19 protein-coding genes are annotated in these 18508 nt (G+C 63.1%); 7 read left to right on the plus strand and 12 right to left on the minus strand.

Annotation, left to right across the window (positions count from 1 at the left end; all coding sequences use genetic code 11):
* Nucleotides 1-38: 38 nt before the first annotated feature.
* From FJ950_RS12420 to rpsD, 3 genes are all read right to left on the minus strand, one after another.
* A complete protein-coding gene (locus FJ950_RS12420) occupies nucleotides 39-866 on the minus strand; it encodes an inositol monophosphatase family protein (protein WP_140616997.1) in 828 nt (275 codons plus the stop codon).
* A complete protein-coding gene (gene ttcA, locus FJ950_RS12425) occupies nucleotides 856-1743 on the minus strand; it encodes a tRNA 2-thiocytidine(32) synthetase TtcA (protein WP_140616998.1) in 888 nt (295 codons plus the stop codon). Before ttcA ends, FJ950_RS12420 begins: the two co-directional genes overlap by 11 nt.
* 151 nt (nucleotides 1744-1894) lie before the next feature.
* The gene (gene rpsD / locus FJ950_RS12430) at nucleotides 1895-2512 is read right to left on the minus strand and encodes a 30S ribosomal protein S4 (protein ID WP_015318151.1); all 618 of its coding nucleotides are present in this window, start codon (nucleotides 2510-2512) and stop codon (nucleotides 1895-1897) included.
* Nucleotides 2513-2885: 373 nt separating this feature from the next.
* Here rpsD and FJ950_RS12435 point away from each other — a divergent pair, with 373 nt between their 5' ends.
* On the plus strand, nucleotides 2886-3080 hold the full coding sequence (locus FJ950_RS12435) for a hypothetical protein (RefSeq protein ID WP_041163853.1): 195 nt from the start codon (nucleotides 2886-2888) through the stop codon (nucleotides 3078-3080).
* Between the two features lie 85 nt (nucleotides 3081-3165).
* Here the strand turns inward: FJ950_RS12435 and FJ950_RS12440 are convergent, their stop codons facing one another.
* Nucleotides 3166-3348, minus strand: a complete 183-nt coding sequence (locus tag FJ950_RS12440; RefSeq protein ID WP_015318153.1) for a DUF3008 family protein — start codon at nucleotides 3346-3348, stop codon at nucleotides 3166-3168.
* Between the two features lie 159 nt (nucleotides 3349-3507).
* Between FJ950_RS12440 and FJ950_RS12445 the strand changes: the two genes are divergently transcribed.
* Complete coding sequence (locus FJ950_RS12445; RefSeq protein WP_140616999.1) at nucleotides 3508-4890, plus strand: RNB domain-containing ribonuclease; 1383 nt, start codon at nucleotides 3508-3510, stop codon at nucleotides 4888-4890.
* Here the strand turns inward: FJ950_RS12445 and murI are convergent.
* Together murI and FJ950_RS12455 are read right to left on the minus strand one after the other, a co-directional pair.
* The gene (gene murI, locus FJ950_RS12450) at nucleotides 4840-5703 is read right to left on the minus strand and encodes a glutamate racemase (protein WP_140617000.1); all 864 of its coding nucleotides are present in this window, start codon (nucleotides 5701-5703) and stop codon (nucleotides 4840-4842) included. The genes FJ950_RS12445 and murI overlap by 51 nt on opposite strands.
* Entirely contained in the window at nucleotides 5696-6613 is a 918-nt protein-coding gene (locus FJ950_RS12455; protein WP_140617001.1) for an RNA methyltransferase, read from the minus strand. Before FJ950_RS12455 ends, murI begins: the two co-directional genes overlap by 8 nt.
* Before the next feature lie 212 nt (nucleotides 6614-6825).
* Here FJ950_RS12455 and FJ950_RS12460 point away from each other — a divergent pair, with 212 nt between their 5' ends.
* Both FJ950_RS12460 and FJ950_RS12465 read left to right on the plus strand, forming a co-directional pair.
* Complete coding sequence (locus tag FJ950_RS12460) at nucleotides 6826-8037, plus strand: NADP-dependent isocitrate dehydrogenase (RefSeq protein WP_140617002.1); 1212 nt, start codon at nucleotides 6826-6828, stop codon at nucleotides 8035-8037.
* A gap of 84 nt (nucleotides 8038-8121) precedes the next feature.
* A complete protein-coding gene (locus FJ950_RS12465; RefSeq protein WP_140617003.1) occupies nucleotides 8122-8757 on the plus strand; it encodes a glutathione S-transferase family protein in 636 nt (211 codons plus the stop codon).
* Between the two features lie 220 nt (nucleotides 8758-8977).
* Here FJ950_RS12465 and alaS read toward each other — a convergent pair whose 3' ends face one another.
* Together alaS and recA are read right to left on the minus strand one after the other, a co-directional pair.
* Nucleotides 8978-11644, minus strand: coding sequence for an alanine--tRNA ligase (gene alaS / locus FJ950_RS12470; RefSeq protein WP_140617004.1), 2667 nt, complete (start codon nucleotides 11642-11644; stop codon nucleotides 8978-8980).
* Nucleotides 11645-11915: 271 nt separating this feature from the next.
* Nucleotides 11916-13016 (minus strand): recombinase RecA, encoded by a 1101-nt coding sequence (recA, locus tag FJ950_RS12475; protein WP_013895892.1) that lies wholly within the window; start codon nucleotides 13014-13016, stop codon nucleotides 11916-11918.
* A gap of 281 nt (nucleotides 13017-13297) precedes the next feature.
* Here recA and FJ950_RS12480 point away from each other — a divergent pair, with 281 nt between their 5' ends.
* Nucleotides 13298-14242 carry a carbohydrate kinase family protein gene (locus tag FJ950_RS12480; protein WP_015318160.1) on the plus strand — a complete coding sequence of 315 codons (945 nt, stop codon included), beginning with the start codon at nucleotides 13298-13300 and terminating at the stop codon, nucleotides 14240-14242.
* 77 nt (nucleotides 14243-14319) lie between these two features.
* Nucleotides 14320-15237, plus strand: coding sequence for a pseudouridine-5'-phosphate glycosidase (locus FJ950_RS12485; RefSeq protein WP_140617005.1), 918 nt, complete (start codon nucleotides 14320-14322; stop codon nucleotides 15235-15237).
* 185 nt (nucleotides 15238-15422) lie between these two features.
* Here the strand turns inward: FJ950_RS12485 and FJ950_RS12490 are convergent, their stop codons facing one another.
* Entirely contained in the window at nucleotides 15423-15746 is a 324-nt protein-coding gene (locus tag FJ950_RS12490; protein ID WP_015318162.1) for a TfoX/Sxy family protein, read from the minus strand.
* Between the two features lie 90 nt (nucleotides 15747-15836).
* On the opposite strand from FJ950_RS12490, the gene FJ950_RS12495 reads away from it, so the two are divergent.
* Entirely contained in the window at nucleotides 15837-16334 is a 498-nt protein-coding gene (locus FJ950_RS12495) for a GFA family protein (protein ID WP_015318163.1), read from the plus strand.
* A 33-nt stretch (nucleotides 16335-16367) separates the two neighbouring features.
* Here the strand turns inward: FJ950_RS12495 and sufA are convergent, their stop codons facing one another.
* The 3 genes from sufA to FJ950_RS12510 all read right to left on the minus strand — a co-directional run bounded on the left by sufA (nucleotide 16368) and on the right by FJ950_RS12510 (nucleotide 18505).
* Nucleotides 16368-16748 carry a Fe-S cluster assembly scaffold SufA gene (gene sufA, locus FJ950_RS12500; protein WP_015318164.1) on the minus strand — a complete coding sequence of 127 codons (381 nt, stop codon included), beginning with the start codon at nucleotides 16746-16748 and terminating at the stop codon, nucleotides 16368-16370.
* A gap of 101 nt (nucleotides 16749-16849) precedes the next feature.
* Nucleotides 16850-17239 carry an SUF system Fe-S cluster assembly protein gene (locus FJ950_RS12505; RefSeq protein ID WP_015318165.1) on the minus strand — a complete coding sequence of 130 codons (390 nt, stop codon included), beginning with the start codon at nucleotides 17237-17239 and terminating at the stop codon, nucleotides 16850-16852.
* 21 nt (nucleotides 17240-17260) lie between these two features.
* On the minus strand, nucleotides 17261-18505 hold the full coding sequence (locus FJ950_RS12510; RefSeq protein WP_140617006.1) for a cysteine desulfurase: 1245 nt from the start codon (nucleotides 18503-18505) through the stop codon (nucleotides 17261-17263).
* Nucleotides 18506-18508 lie beyond the last annotated feature (3 nt).

The raw sequence follows: 18508 nt of genomic DNA on the forward strand, positions 1-18508 counted from the left end.
ACTCGATCATACAACGGTTCAAGCCACAGGAATTGGTCCTATTCCGCCCACAGCTCGCGGCGCAGTTCCTGCCAGCTGTCCTGGTCCGGCGCGACAAGCAGGCCGCCGTCGACATGCGAAGGCAGATAGGCGCTGCCGTCGATCCGAGCGGCATGGCCGCCGGCCTCCTGATGGATCAGCACGCCGGGCAGATGATCCCAGGGCATCAGCTTGTTGTAGACGACAAAATGCGCATGCCCGCTCGCCAGCAGGCGATATTCGTGAGCAGCGCAGCGATAGGCGAACTGCGACAGTGCCTTGGTCTGGTTGCGCGCCAAGCGTGAGCGCTCCGGTTCGTCGAGATATTGCCAGGACACCGCGCCGGTCATCTGCGAGATCGGCACTGGCGCCGCCACACGCACTTTCTCCAGGCTGCCATGGGCATGCCTGATATGACTGCCGGCACCCCTGGCGGCGATGAGCCAGTCCTTGCCCACCGGATCATGAATGATGCCCGCGACCGTCTCCCCCCTGACCACGACCGCCAGCATGACGCCGAACAGCGGCACGCCGGACGCGAAATTGAAGGTGCCGTCCACCGGATCGACGGTGAACGCCAGTTCGGCATCGCCCAAGCCGTCGAGCAGCGCCGGATCTTCGGAGCAGGCCTCCTCGCCCACCACCATGGCAGAGGGATAGCGATCGCGCAGCCTGGCGGTGATCAGCCGCTCGGCGTTGACATCGGCCTCCGTCACCAGGTCGGCGGCGGAAGTCTTCTGCCTGATGTCGCCGTCGCCCAGTCGGCGAAAGCGCGGCATGATTTCGGCTTGGGCTGCCTCGGCCAGAATGCCGGCCAGCCAGTCGATCGCGGTGTCGTCAAATGTCATCGGAAATGTCTTGCCTGATCGCGAGGGTTTCATTGAGGGCGGCGAAATCGAACAGCTTTCGGTCGAGCAAATGCGACGGCCTGGTGTTGGACAGAGCGCGAATCATGGTGTCCTTGCGGCCGGGCATGCGCTTTTCGATGTCCTCGAGCATCGCTTTCATGGCGTTGCGCTGCAGCTCTTCCTGGCTGCCGCAGAGATCGCAAGGGATGATCGGGAACCGCATCGCGGCAGCGAATTTCTCCAGATCGATTTCGGCACAGTAGCTCAGCGGCCGCAACACCATGACGTCGCCTTCGTCGTTGAGCAGTTTTGGCGGCATGGCGGCAAGCCGCCCGCCGTGGAACAGGTTCATGAAGAAGGTTTCGAGGATGTCCTCGCGATGATGGCCGAGGACCAGGGCCGAGCAGCCTTCCTCGCGCGCGATCCTGTAGAGATGGCCGCGCCGCAGCCGCGAGCAGAGTGAGCAATAGGTGCTGCCTTCGGGGAGCTTGTCGGTCACGACCGAATAGGTGTCCCGGTATTCGATACGGTGCGCTATGCCGTTGGTGTCGAGATAGTCGGGCAGGATATGTTTGGGGAAATTCGGCTGGCCCTGGTCGAGATTGCAGGCCAGCAACTCGACTGGCAGCATCCCGCGCCATTTGAGATCAAGCAACATGGCCAGCAGACCGTAGGAATCCTTGCCGCCCGATAGCGCGACCAGCCAGCGCTCGCCCGGCTTCACCATCGAAAAATCCTCGATCGCCTGGCGGGTCAGCCGCAGCAGTCGCTTGCGCAGCTTGTTGAACTCGACCGAGGACGGTACATCGGCGAACAGCGGGTGAGAGCCGCCTTCGGCGGCCGGTTCTAGTGTTTCGATGTCTGGCTGCATGTTCATGGCGCGACGGCCCCGGATGTGACTTCCGCCCGGCTTAGCGCATTGTCTGGAAAATCGAAATTGATTTTAGCGACACGCCGCAAAACGGGTGCCCGAAACAAAAAAGGCCGCCTCGAGGGCGGCCTTTCCGGTATCGCAAAAAAGCGTTCGCTTAGCGCGAGTAGAATTCGACGACCAGGTTCGGTTCCATCTGCACGGCGAACGGAACGTCCGCCAGGCCCGGGATGCGCGAGAAGGTCGCGGTCATCTTGTTGTGATCGGCTTCGATGTAGTCGGGCACGTCGCGCTCGGCGAGGCCAACCGATTCCAGGACGATCACCAGCTGCTTCGACTTTTCGCGCACTTCGACGACATCGCCCGGCTTGCAGCGATACGAGCCGATGTTGACGCGCTTGCCGTTGACGTTGACGTGGCCGTGGTTGACGAACTGACGGGCGGCGAAAATGGTCGGCACGAACTTGGAGCGGTAGACAACCGCGTCGAGACGCGATTCGAGCAGGCCGATCAGGTTCTCCGAGGTGTCGCCCTTGCGGCGATCGGCCTCTTCATAGACCTTGCGGAACTGCTTTTCCGACACGTCGCCGTAGTGGCCCTTCAGCTTCTGCTTGGCACGGAGCTGCAGGCCGAAGTCGGAAAGCTTGCCCTTGCGGCGCTGGCCATGCTGGCCGGGGCCGTATTCACGCTTGTTGACCGGGGACTTAGGGCGGCCCCAGATATTTTCGCCGAGACGGCGGTCGATCTTGTATTTCGCGGATTCGCGCTTGCTCATCGCATTCCCTTTCAAAGACAACACACCCGGCACCTCTTGGTCCGGGTGAAGGAAACGCGCCCTCCTCTGGCCTCCGTTTTCGAGACCTGACAGGGTTTTCCCACGCAACGCGGCGGAAAACCCACGGGACACGTCAGTTCAAACAAGATCGGAAACGATTGTCGTGACAGATCTTGCGTATACAAAACAAACACCGGACATCGCTGCCCGGCGTTGGCGGCTGGTTAAACCGAGATTTAACCGGTGTCAAGCTTGTGAGTGGCGCGGCGCAACGCAACCGTATAGCGTCCAAGGCGTTGATGCGATGCCGATGTGGCGGGAGGTTTGCGCCAGCGGCACCAGGAAGGGACTGGAGCTAGAGGAGCTTAATTGCATGAAGAAGTTTTTCCTTACCCTGGCAGGGGCCGCGGTGCTTGCCGGGTCGATGGCGGTGGCCCCTGAGCCGGCCATGGCGCGTCATTGGCACGGCCACAAGCAGGTCTGCCGCATCGTCGTGAAGAAGCGAGTGGTGTGGCGGCATGGCCATCGCAGGGTGATCGTCGAGAGAGTACGGCGCTGCCGCTGGTAAGACTGTTCAACGCCACAATTCCCGGGCCAGCGAACGTCGCTGGCCCTTTTTCATTCCAAGGTAGTCTGGCTCGAGCGCTCAATCCTTAGGATTTTTTCTCCGGCAATCCCTTGCGCTTCGTCTCGGCGAATTCCTCAAGCTGCTTTTCATTCATCGATTCATACATGCCCTTGGAGGCGCCCTTGAGTTCGCTTTTCTTGGTCTCGCCGCGTTTGGCGGAGAGTGCGGCGCCGGCGGCTTTCTGCTGGGCTTTCGAAGTGGCTGGCATGGCGGGTCTCCTTTGCTGTCAGGAGAAACGCCACGCTTCGGCGGCGGTTCCAGCGCCAGTGGCGCTGCTCCCCGTCCGCCTGGTGCCAACCCTTGGCCGCGCTCGGCGATTTTCGTCGGCAGCCTTCTCGTGTCCGGAACCCCAGTGTAGGACGGCTGAATGAAATCCCTGACCGATCCCTCACAGGTTCTCTCCGCGGGACTGGCGAAAATCCGCGCCGAATTCCACGTTCCGGACGGATTTCCGGCCGATGTGCTTGCCGCGGCGGAGGCGGCGGCCAAACGTGTGCCCAACCAGCATGCCGATCGAACTGAAATGCCGTTCGTCACGCTCGATCCGGCTGCTTCCACCGATCTCGATCAGGCGTTCTCGATCGAGGCCAGCGGTGGCGATCTTCTGCTTCATTACGCCATCGCCGACGTGGCCTGGTTCGTCGAGGACGGCGACGCGATCGATCGCGAAGCCTGGACGCGGGGCGAGACGCTTTACTTGCCGGACGGCAAGGCCGGGCTCTATCCGCCGGTAATTGCCGAGGGTGCGGCGAGCCTGTTGCCGGATGGACCCCGTCCAGCTGCTATCTTCACGGTTCGGGTTGCGCAGGACGGCGCGACGAAGTTGGACGGCGCGGAGCGGGCAATCATTCAAAGCCGCGCGAAGCTCGCCTATGACAGCGTGAAGGCCTCCGATGTCCCGGCCGGCTTCGCCGAAATGGCGCGGCGCATGGCGGCGAATGAGCGGCGCCGTGGGGCTTCCCGCGTCGACCCACCCGAGCAGGAGGTGGAAAGGCTTGCCGACGGCACATTCCGGCTTTCGTTCAGGCCGCTTCTGCAATCCGAGCAGGACAACGCCGCGCTTTCGCTGGCCGCCAACATGGCGATCGCCGATGCCATGCTTGCGCATCATACCGGCCTTTTTCGGGTGATGTCGGGGCCGGATGCCTTCAAGGTTCAAAGGCTGCGCAACGCGGCACAGGCTCTCGGACTGTCCTGGCCGGCCTCGACCAGCTTGCGGGACTATCAGCGAACCCTCGATCCGACCGATCCGCATCAGGCGGCGCTGATGCTGGAAATCCGCCATGCAAGCCCCGGCGCATCCTATCAACCGTATCAGGACGGCGTTGTCCCATGGCATGAGGCGATGGCCGCGACCTATGCCCATGCAACCGCCCCACTGAGGCGCCTTGCCGATCGTTATGTCGTGCGCTGCGCGCTGGCTATCGCCAACGGCCAGACCGTGCCCCAGGCTGTTACCGACGCGTTTGCCAGGCTGCCGAAGGCGATGGGACGCGCGGATAGCCGCGCTTCGCAGATCAACCACGCGGCCATCGACCTTGCCGAGGCGGTAATGCTGGAGGGGCGCGAGGGCGAGACGTTCAAAGCCGTCGTCACCGACTTCGTCGACTATGGCGTGCGCATTCAGCTTGCCGACATGGCTGTCGTTGCCACCGTGAAGGCCTCGGGGCTCAGACAGGGTGATGGTCTGACGCTTAGGCTAGTCCTGGCCGATCCGGATCAACGCAGCATCGTCTTCGAACCTGTTTGAGTGGCGGGCGGCTTTGCCGCTGTCCAAGTGAACGGTCAGCCCGAACCCCTGCATCAGGCGGCTGACGGCGAAGTCCGCCTTGCCCGAGGTGAAGACCGCGATATCAGGCTCGGCTTGCGGCAGCGCCCCATTGATCGGCGGCAGCAGCGAAAGGGCGCGCCGTGCGATCGCCTCGGCCGGATCGATCCAGTCGACCGGCCAGGGAGCGGTCTTGCGCATGCGATTGACCAGAAAGGGATAGTGCGTGCAGGCCAGCACGACGATGTCGGTGCGCATGCCGTCGCGCTCGATGAAGCATGGCTCGATCTCGGCGCGCACGGCCTCTTCGTCGACGAAGCCCTGGCGCATATAGGCTTCGGACAGGCCAGCCAGCCTGTCGCTGCCGACCAGGCGGACATGGCATTTCTGCGCCCATTTGCTGATCAGGTCGCGCGTGTACTGGCGCTTCACCGTGCCCGGCGTCGCCAGCACCGAGACCAGCCCGGAGCGCGTGCGCTCGGCCGCCGGTTTGACCGCCGGCACCGTGCCGACGAAGGGATGGCCGGGAAATCTTTCGCGCAGCGCATCGATCACCAGTGTCGAGGCGGTGTTGCAGGCGATAACCGAGATGGCCGGCGCGAAGCGGTCGAGCAGTTTGGCGAATAATCCTAGTATATGCTCTCTTAGGGCCGGCTCCTCCCAGGCGCCAAAAGGAAAAGCGGCATCGTCGGCGACATAGATAAAGCGCCGGTCGGGCATCAGGACGCGTGCCTCGCGCAACACGGTCAGACCGCCGACGCCGGAATCGAACATCAGGATCGGCTGGTCAGTCATTGTCGGTTCCCTTGCCGCCGAGCAGTGGCGTGTCCGTGTCGTCGCCGCTAGCGTCCGGCGCCCGACCAGTCGCCTCCGCCTTGCGGGCGCGCGCCGCCGCCGCGGGCAAACGCCTCGGGTCATCGCCAGGTGACCCATCGCCGCGCGGCATCGCCGGCGAGAACCGGTCAAGCGAAGAGATGATGCCGCGCAGCACCTTGAGCTCCGGCTCGGCAAAGCCTGCCCGCGTCAGCACGGCGCGGAGGTTGTCGACCATTTTCGGCTTCTTCGGCGCCGGCCTGAAATAGCCGCGCGCCTCGAGCGCGCCTTCGAGATAGGTGAACAGGCCGTGCAATTCTTCCTTGCTTGCAGGCTTCATCTCCGGCCCCGAAAAATTGGTCCTGGTCTCGTCCTCCAGGCCCGACTTCATCCACTCGTAGGACATCAGCAAGGCCGCCTGGGCGATGTTGAGCGAGGAGAAATCAGGATCGACCGGGAAAGTGACGATCTCGTCGGCGAGGCCGACCTCGTCATTGTAGAGGCCGAAGCGCTCGCGACCGAACAGGATACCGGTGCGTTGCCCCATTGCGTGACGGGCGCGCAGCATCCTGCCCGCCTCCACCGGTCCACGCACGGATTTGAAACCGTCGCGCTGCCTTGCGGTGGTGGCGAAGACGAAGTTCAGGTCGGCAAGTGCCGAGGCCAGATCGTCGAAAACCTTGACGGCATCGATGACGTGGTCGGCACGGCTGGCGGCGGCACGCGCCTTCTCGCTCGGCCAGCCATCGCGCGGATTGACCAGACGCAGTTCCGACAGTCCGAAATTGGCCATGGCGCGGGCGACCATGCCGATATTCTCGCCGAGCTGCGGCTCGACAAGGATGATCGCCGGGCCGGCTGCGGTGTTATCGGGATCTTTGGTAATGGGCATGATTGTCAATGAACTGCTGTTTGCGGCATTTCAGCGTCCCCTGCCATATTCGGCCGCGAAAATGAAGCATTCGCAAATGACGGCGCCGTGGGCTCACATTCGTGACCGATCGCCGTTTGCGTGGCCAAAAGCGCTTTGATATACGGGCGGCATCCCCGGCCGACGCCACGCGGGCAAGGCCGTCCCATTCCCAGCAACGAGGCATTCTTTCCATGGCGAAGATCAAGGTGGCGAACCCGGTCGTCGAACTCGACGGCGACGAGATGACCCGCATCATCTGGCAGTTCATCAAGGACAAGCTGATCCACCCTTATCTCGACCTCAAGCTCGAATATTACGACCTGGGCATCGAGCATCGCGACGCCACCAACGACCAGGTGACCATCGATTCGGCCAACGCCATCAAGAAATACGGTGTCGGCGTGAAATGCGCGACCATCACCCCCGACGAGCAGCGCGTCGAGGAATTCAAGCTGAAGAAGATGTGGAAATCGCCGAACGGCACCATCCGCAACATTTTGGGCGGCACCATCTTTCGCGAGCCGATCATCATGAAGAACGTGCCGCGCCTGGTGCCCGGCTGGACCAAGCCAATCATCGTCGGTCGCCACGCCTTCGGCGACCAGTATCGCGCCACCGATTTCCGCTTTCCCGGCAAGGGCAAGCTGACGATCAAGTTCGTCGGCGAGGACGGCCAAGTCATCGAGCACGACGTGTTCGACGCGCCCGGCGCCGGTGTCGCCATGGCCATGTACAATCTCGACGAGTCCATCCGCGAATTCGCCCGGGCGTCGCTGAACTACGGCCTGCTGCGCAACTATCCGGTCTACCTGTCGACCAAGAACACCATCCTCAAGGCCTATGACGGCCGCTTCAAGGATATTTTCCAGGAAGTCTACGAGGCTGAATTCGAGGCCGAGTTCAAGTCGAAGAAGCTTTGGTACGAGCACCGCCTGATCGACGACATGGTGGCCTCGAGCCTGAAATGGTCGGGCGGCTATGTCTGGGCCTGCAAGAACTATGACGGCGACGTCCAGTCTGACACGGTGGCGCAAGGGTTCGGTTCGCTCGGCCTGATGACCTCGGTGCTGATGACGCCGGATGGCAAGACCGTCGAAGCGGAAGCCGCGCACGGCACCGTCACCCGCCACTATCGCCAGCATCAGAAGGGCGAGGAAACCTCGACCAATTCGATCGCGTCGATCTTCGCCTGGACGCGAGGCCTCGCGCACCGCGCCAAGCTCGACGACAACGCCGAACTGAAGCGTTTTTCCGAGACGCTGGAAAAGGTCTGCATCCAGACTGTCGAGAGCGGCTTCATGACCAAGGACCTGTCGCTCTTGATCGGCCCCGACCAGCCCTGGCTCTCGACCACCGGCTTCCTCGACAAGATCGACGAGAATTTGCAGAAGGCAATGGCGTAAACATCTCCCGCTCCACATGCCGAAGGCTCCAAAAGGAGCCTTCGCTTTTTGGGTCAAACGAAAACGAAGGCAAGGACTGGCAGCATGGCCAAACCGGTCCTGTACGGCGCGGACTACAGTGTTTACGTGCGCATAGCGCGCATGGCGCTGGAGGAGAAGGGCGTCGACTATGAGCTTGTGCCGGTCGATGTCTTTGCCGCCGGGGGCATCCCCGCCTGGTATTTCGAGCACCACCCGTTCGGCCGCATCCCGGCCTTCGAGCATGAGGGGTTCCGCCTGTTCGAGTCGAGTGCGATCGCGCGCTATATCGACGACGCTTTCGACGGTCCACCCTTGCAGCCAAAGGATCCGCGCGGCCGCGCGCGGATGAACCAGATCATCGGCATGTTCGACGCCTATGGCTATCGGGCCATGGTCTGGGATGTCGCGGTCGAGCGTCTGGAGAAGGAAGTGCCCGACGAGAGCTTGATCGCGGATGGCCTGCGGCAGGCAGAGACGGTGCTGAAGGTATTGACCTCGCTGAAGCAAGATGGACCCTGGCTGCTCGGCGACCAGCTGACCCTGGCCGATCTGCACGCGGCGCCGATCATCGCCTACTTCGTCAAGGTTCCAGAAGGGCGGGGATTGCTGGCGCAGTTTGCAGGCATCTGGGATTTGTATTTGCGAATGGCTGGCCGCCCGAGCTTCGTGCGTACCGAAAAAGCGTATAACTCGAGGTGAGCTTCCTCGACGTCGCGCCGCCCCTGCCGGGCATTTCTCCCCGTGAACGGGGAGAAAGAGGCTGGTCGCGTTGTCGGCGCTCTTCTGCAACGAGGGCGATTGGCGAAGGGCGCGACGAAAGCGCCCTTCTCCCCGTTCTACGGGGAGAAAATGGCGGCAGCCAGATGAGGGGCAGCGCTGCCCCAAGAGAAGGGATCCCGCCTGGCCCCACGCATGGTAGCTACGCTGCCTCGAGCGCCGCCCTCACTGCCGCGATCGCATCATCGGCCCTCGACGCATCCGGGCCGCCGGCCTGCGCCATGTCGGGGCGGCCGCCGCCGCCCTGCCCGCCCAATGCGGCGGAGGCCACGCGAACAAGGTCGACAGCGCTGAAACGGCCGACGAGATCATCGGTGACAGCGACCACGACGCTCGCCTTGTTGTCTTCTCCGGCGCCAACGAACACGACGACGCCAGAACCCAACGAAGTCTTGCCGGCATCGGCCAGCGGCTTCAGGTCCTTTGGCGAGACACCTGACACCGCCTTGCCGAGAAAGCCGACGCCAGCGACGATCTCGTTGGCGGCAGGAGCATCAGCAGGCGACCCACCGCCCAGCGCCAGTTTCTTGCGCGCTTCGGCCAGGTCCTTTTCGAGCTTCTTGCGCTCTTCGAGCAGCGCTTCGACGCGCGCTGGCACATCTGCGGGCGAAATCTTAAGCGTCGCCGCCGTGGTCTTCAGGCGTCGGTCCTGCTCATCGAGATGCCTGCGCGCGGCCTCGCCGGTCAATGCCTCGATGCGGCGCACGCCGGCGGCGACAGCACCATCCGAGACGATGCGCACCAGGCCGATATCGCCGGTCGCCCTGACATGCGTGCCGCCGCAGAGCTCGACCGAATAGGGCCGGTTGGCCTTGGCGCCATGCAAGCCGGTGCCCATCGACACGACGCGCACCTCATCGCCATATTTCTCGCCGAACAGCGCCATCGCGCCCTCGGCAATGGCGTCGTCGACCGACATCAGGCGCGTGGTCACCGGGCCGTTCTGCACGACGATCTCGTTGGCCATGCGCTCGACCTCTTCGAGCTCCTGCGCGGAGATCGGCTTGTTGTGCGAGATGTCGAAGCGCAGACGCTCGGGTGCGACCAGCGAACCCTTCTGCGCGACATGGGTGCCCAGCACCTCGCGCAACGCCTCGTGGATCAGGTGCGTCGCCGAGTGGTTGGCGCGCAGCCGGGAGCGCCTGGCATGATCGACCTTAAGTTCGACCGCGGCACCCGGACTGACCGTGCCGGCGACCACCTTGCCGAGATGCACGAAGAGGCCATCGGCCTTCTTCTGCGTGTCGGAAATCTCGATCGAGAAGCCCTCGCCCGAGATTATGCCGGTGTCACCCATCTGGCCGCCGGACTCGCCGTAGAACGGCGTCTGGTTGACGACCACGGCGACCGCATCGCCCTTGCCGGCGCTGTCGACGGTCTTGCCGTCCTTGACCAGCGCCTCGATGAGGCCTTCCGCCTGCTCGGTTTCGTAGCCGAGGAATTCGGTGGCGCCGGTCTTTTCACGCACGGAGAACCAAACCGTCTCGGTGGCAGCCTCGCCGGACCCGGCCCAGTGCTTGCGCGCCTCCGCCTTCTGCTGCTCCATCGCATTGGTGAAGCCGGCAAGGTCGACCGAGATGCTGCGCTGCCGCAGCGCGTCCTGCGTCAGGTCGAGCGGGAAGCCATAGGTGTCGTAGAGCTTGAATGCCGTTTCGCCATCGAGCATGTCGCCGGCGCCGAGCTTCTCCGTCGCCTCGGACAGCAGCCCGAGGCCGCGCACCAGCGTCTTGCGGAAACGGGTCTCCTCGAGTTTCAGGGTCTCGGCGATCATCGTTTCGCCGCGTGCCAGTTCGGGATAGGCCTGGCCCATCTCGCGCACCAGCGCCGGCACCAGCTTCCACATCAGCGGCTCGTTCGCCCCCAGCAACTGCGCATGGCGCATGGCGCGGCGCATGATGCGGCGCAGCACATAGCCGCGGCCTTCGTTCGACGGCAGCACGCCGTCGGCGACCAGGAAGGAGGACGAGCGCAGATGATCGGCAATGACGCGATAGGACGCAACCGTTTCGGCGTCGGGCGCGCGCCCAAGTGCCGAGGACGCCGCATCGATCAGATGACGGAACAGGTCGGTCTCGAAGACGCTCTCCACCCCTTGCAGGATGGACGCCATGCGCTCCAGGCCCATGCCGGTGTCGATCGACGGGCGCGGCAGGTCGACGCGCTCCTCTTTCGTCACCTGCTCATACTGCATGAACACCAGGTTCCAGAATTCGAGGAAGCGATCGCCGTCTTCCTCGGGACTGCCGGGAGGTCCACCCCAGATGTGCTCGCCACGATCGATGAAGATTTCCGAGCATGGTCCGCAAGGACCGGTGTCGCCCATCGCCCAGAAATTGTCCGAGGTCGGGATGCGGATGATGCGATCGTCGGAGAAACCGGCGATCTTCTTCCAGAAGCCAGCCGCCTCGTCGTCCGTGTGATAGACGGTGACCAGCAGCTTGTCCTTCTTCAGCCCGAACTCCCTGGTGATGAGGTTCCAGGCAAGCTCGATGGCGCGCTCCTTGAAATAGTCGCCGAAGGAGAAGTTGCCGAGCATCTCGAAGAAGGTCAGGTGGCGCGCGGTATAGCCGACATTGTCGAGATCGTTGTGCTTGCCGCCGGCGCGGACGCTTTTCTGGGCTGTGGTGGCGCGCGAATAGGGCCGCTTCTCCAAACCGGTGAAGACATTCTTGAACTGCACCATGCCGGCATTGGTGAACATCAATGTCGGATCGTTGCGCGGCACGAGCGGGCTCGAGGCCACGACCTCGTGGCCTTCCTTGCGGAAATAGTCGAGAAAGGTCGACCGGATCTCGTTGACGCCACTCATGGATACTGCCTTTTCAAGAGAGCCGCCGGCCGGACCGGCGGGAGATGGCTCTGTATTTTCTAGAAGATGGAGCTGGCCTTTTAGCCGTAGCTCTTGACCCTGTCCAGAAACACGGAATTGGGCCAATTCGCGCTTTGCACCGGCACTTGCGGGGCCGCCTAAACGAAAACCGCCGGCGCGAAGGCCGGCGGTTTGGAACGCGGTACTACAGAACTCTGTTACTTAAGCATTGACTAATAGTCTGGATTTATGGCCAAATTCTGACCGTTGCCTACATCGCGCCGGCTTCGTCCTCAAAACCGTCGTCGCCATTGCCCTCGGAGCCACCATTTTCGAGGAACTTTTCGGCGATCAATCCGGCATTCTGCCTGAGCGCCAGCTCGATCTCGCGCGCGGTATCGGGATTGTCGCGCAGGAACAGTTTCGCATTCTCGCGGCCCTGGCCGAGACGCTGCGAATTATAGGAGAACCAGGCGCCCGATTTCTCGACCACGCCGGCCTTGACGCCGAGGTCGACCAGTTCGCCGGTCTTGGAGACGCCCTCGCCATACATGATGTCGAACTCGACCACCTTGAAGGGCGGCGCCAACTTGTTCTTGACCACCTTGACGCGGGTCTGGTTGCCGACGACCTCGTCACGATCCTTGACCGAGCCGATACGGCGGATGTCGAGGCGAACCGAAGCGTAGAATTTCAGCGCGTTGCCGCCGGTCGTGGTTTCGGGCGAACCGAACATGACGCCGATCTTCATGCGGATCTGGTTGATGAAGATGACCATGGTGTTGGAGCGCGAGATCGACGCGGTCAGCTTGCGCAGCGCCTGGCTCATCAGGCGGGCCTGCAGACCCGGCAGCGAATCGCCCATCTCGCCCTCGATCTCGGCACGCGGCGTCAGCGCCGCCACCGAATCGACCACCAGCACGTCGATGGCGCCGGAACGCACCAGCGTGTCGCAAATCTCGAGCGCCTGCTCGCCGGTGTCGGGCTGCGAGATCAGCAGGTTTTCAAGATCGACGCCGAGCTTGCGGGCGTAGACCGGATCGAGCGCGTGTTCGGCATCGACGAAGGCGCAGATGCCGCCCTTCTTCTGGGCTTCAGCCACGGTGTGCAGGGCCAGGGTCGTCTTGCCGGAGCTTTCCGGCCCATAGATCTCGATGATACGGCCGCGCGGCAAGCCACCGACGCCGAGCGCGATGTCGAGGCCGAGCGAGCCGGTCGGCACCGTTTCGATCTCGACGACCTGCTCGTTGGCGCCGAGCCGCATGATCGAGCCCTTGCCGAAAGCCCGCTCGATTTGCGACAGCGCCGCATCCAGAGCCTTTGATTTGTCCACTGCCTTATCCTCTACCAGCCGCAAAGAATTCTGAGCCATGATACATCACCCCTTGGTCGTCAATGAAGGCCGGACAATCCGTAATCCCTACCATTTTGTACCTTTTTTGTTCTCATTTGGCAAGGGGTGACAACCAACTGAAAAACAAAGGATATCGCGGTTTGTTCTTTTTTTGTCTCGCAAGCTCTGGCACGAACGGGCTCCGCATTGGGCCAGACGGCTCGATCGTATCGCCCGGCCGAATCGCCGACCAGCATGCGAAGCTCTGTCGCGCACTCTAGCGCTTGTGCGGCCGCAACAACAAAGGTCATATCGCCGCCATGGTGGAATCCCCGAAGATCCTGGCCGTGGGCGGCGCCCATATCGACCGGCGTGGCCAGGTGTACGGTCCCTACGTGCCGGCAGCCTCCAATCCCGGCACGATGCGCGAGGATGTCGGCGGCGGCGTCTTCAACGCGTTGCGCAGCATGGTACGGCGCGGCGTGTCGGCCTCCCTGGTGTCGATGCGGGGCGGCGATGCATCGGCCGATACGGTTTCACGGGCCATCGCCGAGGCAGGCATCGCCGATCTTTCGGCGGTGTTCCTCGACCGTACCACGCCGAGCTACACGGCATTGATCGATCGCGAGGGCGAATTGATCGTCGGCTTTGCCGACATGGCACTGTACGACCTGGCTTTTCCCAAGCAGATCAGGCGTTCCAAGATACGCCAGGAGGTGGCCGCCGCCGATGCCATCCTGTGCGACGCCAATCTGCCGTCGGCCGCCCTGGAGCGGCTGCTGTCGCTCGCCGCCGGTAAACCGGTTTTCGCCATCGCGATTTCGCCGGCGAAGGTAACGCGGCTGATACCGGTTCTCGGCGGGCTGGCCCAGCTCTTCATGAACCGGCGAGAGGCCGTCGTGCTGGCCGGTGTCAATGCAGCGGCCGCCGAGCGGGAAATGGTCGACGGGTTGCGGTGCAGCGGCCTTGCCAGCGGCGTGGTCACGGCCGGCAGCGGCCCTGTGCTGGGTTTCGATGAGACAGGCGCCTTTTCGATCCTGCCGCCTGCCCCCAGAAAAGTCGCCGATGTCACCGGCGCCGGCGACGCGCTGGCAGGTGCGACGGTCGCAGCACTGCTGCGGGGCCAGCCGCTGCGCCACGCCGTGCGCGAGGGCGTCGCCGCGGCAACGCTGGCCATCGAAAGCGCCGACGCGGTGCCCGAATTCACCGCGGCGAGCTTCGCGGAAGCGCTGGCCCTTGTGCCGGATGCCAGGGAAGTGGCATGAGACCCGGCAAGTTCATAACGCGCGGTGAAGCTACGCTTTCCTGATGGATGCGCCGCACTCCGGATTGGAGATCAGAGATGACGCCAGAGACCGCCCGCCCCTTCATCGATATCCACGCACCGGTGGCGCAGGCCCTGGCCGCCGGGCGCCCGGTGGTGGCGCTCGAAAGCACCATCATCACCCATGGCATGCCCTATCCCGACAATGGCGCCATGGCGGCCAACGTCGAAAAGATCATCGCTGACGGCGGCGCCGTGCCGGCAACCATCGCGGTGGTCAACGGCCGCATCAAGATCGGGCTTTCGGACGGCGAACGCGAATCGCTGGCGATGACCGGTGACGCCATGAAGCTGTCGCGCGCCGATCTCGGCTTCGCCGTCGCGCAGGGCCGCACCGGTGGCACCACGGTCGCCGCCACCATGATCGCGGCTGACATGGTCGGGATAAAGGTGTTCGCCACCGGCGGCATTGGCGGCGTGCACAAGGGGGCGGAAAAGAGCTTCGACATCTCGGCCGACCTCGATGAATTGGCGCGTACACCGGTGATCGTCGTCTCGGCCGGCGCCAAGGCGATCCTCGATATCGAAAAGACGCTGGAAGTGCTGGAGACGCGCGGCGTGCCCGTGGTCGGCCATGGCTGCGAGACGATGCCGGCCTTCTGGTCGCGGCAGTCACCGTTCCGGGCGCCATTGACCTTGCACGGACCGGAAGATATCGCGCATCTCTACCGGACACGCCTGGCTCTGGGCTTGGGCGGCGGCATGCTGATTGCCAATCCCGTGCCGGAATCCCACGAAATCCCCGCTGAAGAAATGGCGGGCTACATCGAAGCCGCGCAAAAGGCGGCCGAAGCCCTCAACGTCACCGGCAAGGCCGTGACGCCGTTCCTGCTGGGAAAAATCCTCGAACTCACCGGCGGCCGCAGCCTGAAGACCAACATCGCGCTGGTCGAGAACAATGCAAGGCTGGCGGCTGAGATCGCCAAGGCGCTGTAGGGACTGCCAAGAGAGTCCCCCTCACCCGGATTACCAAGACCGAATTGCAAAGAGCAATTCGGGGCAATCCGACCTCTCCCCGAGGGGAGAGGAACTTGCGGCCTCAGCGCAAACCTCTTCTCCCCGCCGGGGAGAAGGCGGCCGCGAAGCGGCCGGATGAGGGGTGGCCTCGCGCTGGCGGGAGCCTACTTCCCCGCCCGCCGCCCAGCTTCGTAGGCGCGTCGCGCCCACACCGTCATTTCGTCGGGATCGTCGAAAGCGCTGTCGGGAATGCTCCAATAGGGCATGGCGACAAGCTTGCCGTGGCGAGAGCCGGTGTAGGTCCATTGCCGGCAGCCCGCGGCTTCGAACTCCGATGCGCTCTGCGCGTCGGCTTTCAGCAGCAATTCGCCGCGCAGCACGATGGCGACGATGACGCCATCGAAATAGATGCCTTTGCCGCCGAATAGTTTTCGGATGCTGACCGGACCGAGGCCCTCGAACAGTTCCGCGATGCGCTCATTGTCCATGCCGCGATCATGTCACTGGCATTTGGCCTTGTCATCGCCGCAACCAAAATCATGCTGACAGGTTGTGGCTATCCTGTCGGAGTTTTAGCCATGCCTGTGCTGCTCAAGGGGTCCTGTCGCTGCAACGCCGTGCGTTTCGAGGTGGAAAGCCACACGCCCGTGCCGTTCATGCTGTGCTACTGCTCGATCTGCCGTAAGCAGCAGGGCGGCGGCGGTTTCGCCATCAATCTCGGCGCCGCCTACGAGACGCTGAACATCAGGGGCAAGAGCAATCTCGGCGTCTATCGCGCCGAGATCGAGGATGACGAGCATCCCCACTGCGAGATCTCGACCGGGGAGCGCAATTTTTGCCGCAAATGCGGGTCGGCGCTCTGGCTCTACGACCCAACCTGGCCGGAGCTGGTGCATCCCTTCGCCTCGGCGATCGACAGCGACCTGCCGAAACCACCCGAAAAAGTGCATCTGATGCTGAAATACAAGGCGAACTGGGTCGAGCCTGAGATCGGCAAAGGCGACAAGACGTTCGACGTCTATCCCGAGGAATCGATCGCGGACTGGCACAAGCGGACGGGTATGTGGGTGGAGTAGCTTTCTTCGCCCCGTTTACGGGGCGAAGGAAGATCAGGCCGTGGCGCGCGCCTCGGCCAGCGCCTTGAGATCGGCCGGCTTCAACTCGACCGACTCGCCGCAGCCGCAGGCCGAACTCTGGTTCGGGTTGTGGAAGGTGAAACCGGTGCGCAGCGTCGTCTGCTCGAAATCCATCTCGGTGCCGAACAGGAACAGGGCGGCTTCCGGCGCGACATAGACATGGGCGCCATCGCGCTCGATATGGTCGTCCTTGGTGTTGGGCTCGGTCACCAGATCGACCGTGTATTCCATGCCGGCGCAGCCGCCCTTCTTAATGCCAAGGCGGATGCCATGCGCGTTTTCGCGCGTGGCGACGATCTCGCGCACCCGGTCAGCGGCCTTTTCGGTCATCGTGATGACGGCAAAGCGTCCCATGTTTTTCCTTCTCCATTCCATGCAGGTTCAAGGCCTGCCGAATGATTCCTCACCTAAAATGGTGAAGTTTTACCACCGGCGCAAGTGTGCCAGGTGCGGCGCTAGTACCAGCCCACCGCCACCTGCGCCTCTTCCGACATGCGGTCGGGCGTCCAGGGTGGGTCGAAAGTCATGTTGACTTCGACGCCGGAGACGCCCTCGACGGCGCCGACGGCATTTTCCACCCAGCCGGGCATTTCGCCGGCCACCGGGCAGCCAGGCGCGGTCAGCGTCATGTCGATCTTGACCGAGCGGTCGTCCTCGACGTCGATCTTGTAGACGAGGCCAAGCTCGTAAATATCGGCCGGGATTTCCGGGTCGTAGACCGTCTTCAGCGCCGAGACGATATCGTCGGTCAGCCGCGCCAGCTCATCAGCGGGAATGGCCGAGGCGGAAACGACGCCGTTACCCGAGTTTTCCGGCGTAGCTTCGGTGGTGGTCACATCATCCATGGTCGTCACCCGAAAAAATCGTCATCCGAAGAATTTGCGCGCTTTTTCAAGCGCCTCGGCCAAAGCGTCGACTTCTGCCCTGGTATTATACATGCCGAACGATGCCCTGCATGTGGAGGTTACGCCGAAACGTTTCAACAGCGGCTGGGCGCAATGGGTGCCGGCACGGACCGCCACGCCTTGCCTGTCTATCACCATCGACACGTCATGGGCATGAATGCCTTGCAGCTCGAAGGAGATGATGGCGCCCTTGCCGGGCGCATCGCCGAAGATGCGCAGCGAGTTGATGGCGCGCAGGCGCTCGTGGGCGTAGGTCTTCAAGTCTTCCTCATGCGCGGCGATGCGCTCACGACCGACAGAGTCCATATAGTCGAGCGCGGCGCCCAGTCCGATCGCCTGGACGATCGGCGGCGTGCCGGCCTCGAAGCGATGCGGCGGCTCGTTGTAGGTGACGATGTCTTCCGTCACCTCCTCGATCATCTCGCCGCCGCCCATGAAAGGCCGCATGCCGGCGAGACTATCCTTCTTGCCGTAGAGGACACCGATGCCCGAGGGACCATAGACCTTGTGGCCGGTGAAGACGAAGAAATCGCAGTCGAGATCCTGCACGTCGATCGGCATGTGCACCGCGCTCTGGCTGCCGTCGACGAGCACGGGAATTCCACGCGAATGCGCGATGCGCACGATCTCCTTGATCGGTGTCACCGTGCCCAGCGCGTTCGACATCTGCGTGATGGCCACGAGCTTGGTGCGGTCGGTCAGCCGTTTCTCGAATTCCTCGATGTGGAAGACGCCGAGATCGTCGACTGGCACCCAGACCAGCTTGGCGCCTTGCCGCTCGCGGATGAAGTGCCAGGGCACGATGTTGGAGTGGTGCTCCATGATCGACAGCACGATCTCGTCGCCCTCGCCGATATTGGGCATGCCATAGCCATAGGCGACGGTGTTGATGGCCGACGTGGTGTTGGAGGTGAAGACGATGTTGTCGGTGCTTGGCGCATTGAGAAAGCGGCGCACCGTTTCCCGCGCCTTTTCGTAAGCGTCGGTGGCGGCATTGGACAGAAAATGCAGGCCGCGATGGACGTTGGCGTATTCCTGGGAATAGGCGTGCTGGATCGTGTCCAGCACCACCCGCGGCTTCTGCGCCGAGGCGCCATTGTCGAGATAGACCAGCGGCTTGCCGTAGACTTCGCGCGACAGGATCGGGAAATCGCGGCGGATCGCCTCGACGTCGTAGAAATCTCCAATCTTGCCCGGTGCGTTCATCAG

The sequence above is a fragment of the Mesorhizobium sp. B2-3-14 genome, from assembly GCF_006442175.1.
GTDB lineage: Bacteria > Pseudomonadota > Alphaproteobacteria > Rhizobiales > Rhizobiaceae > Mesorhizobium > Mesorhizobium australicum.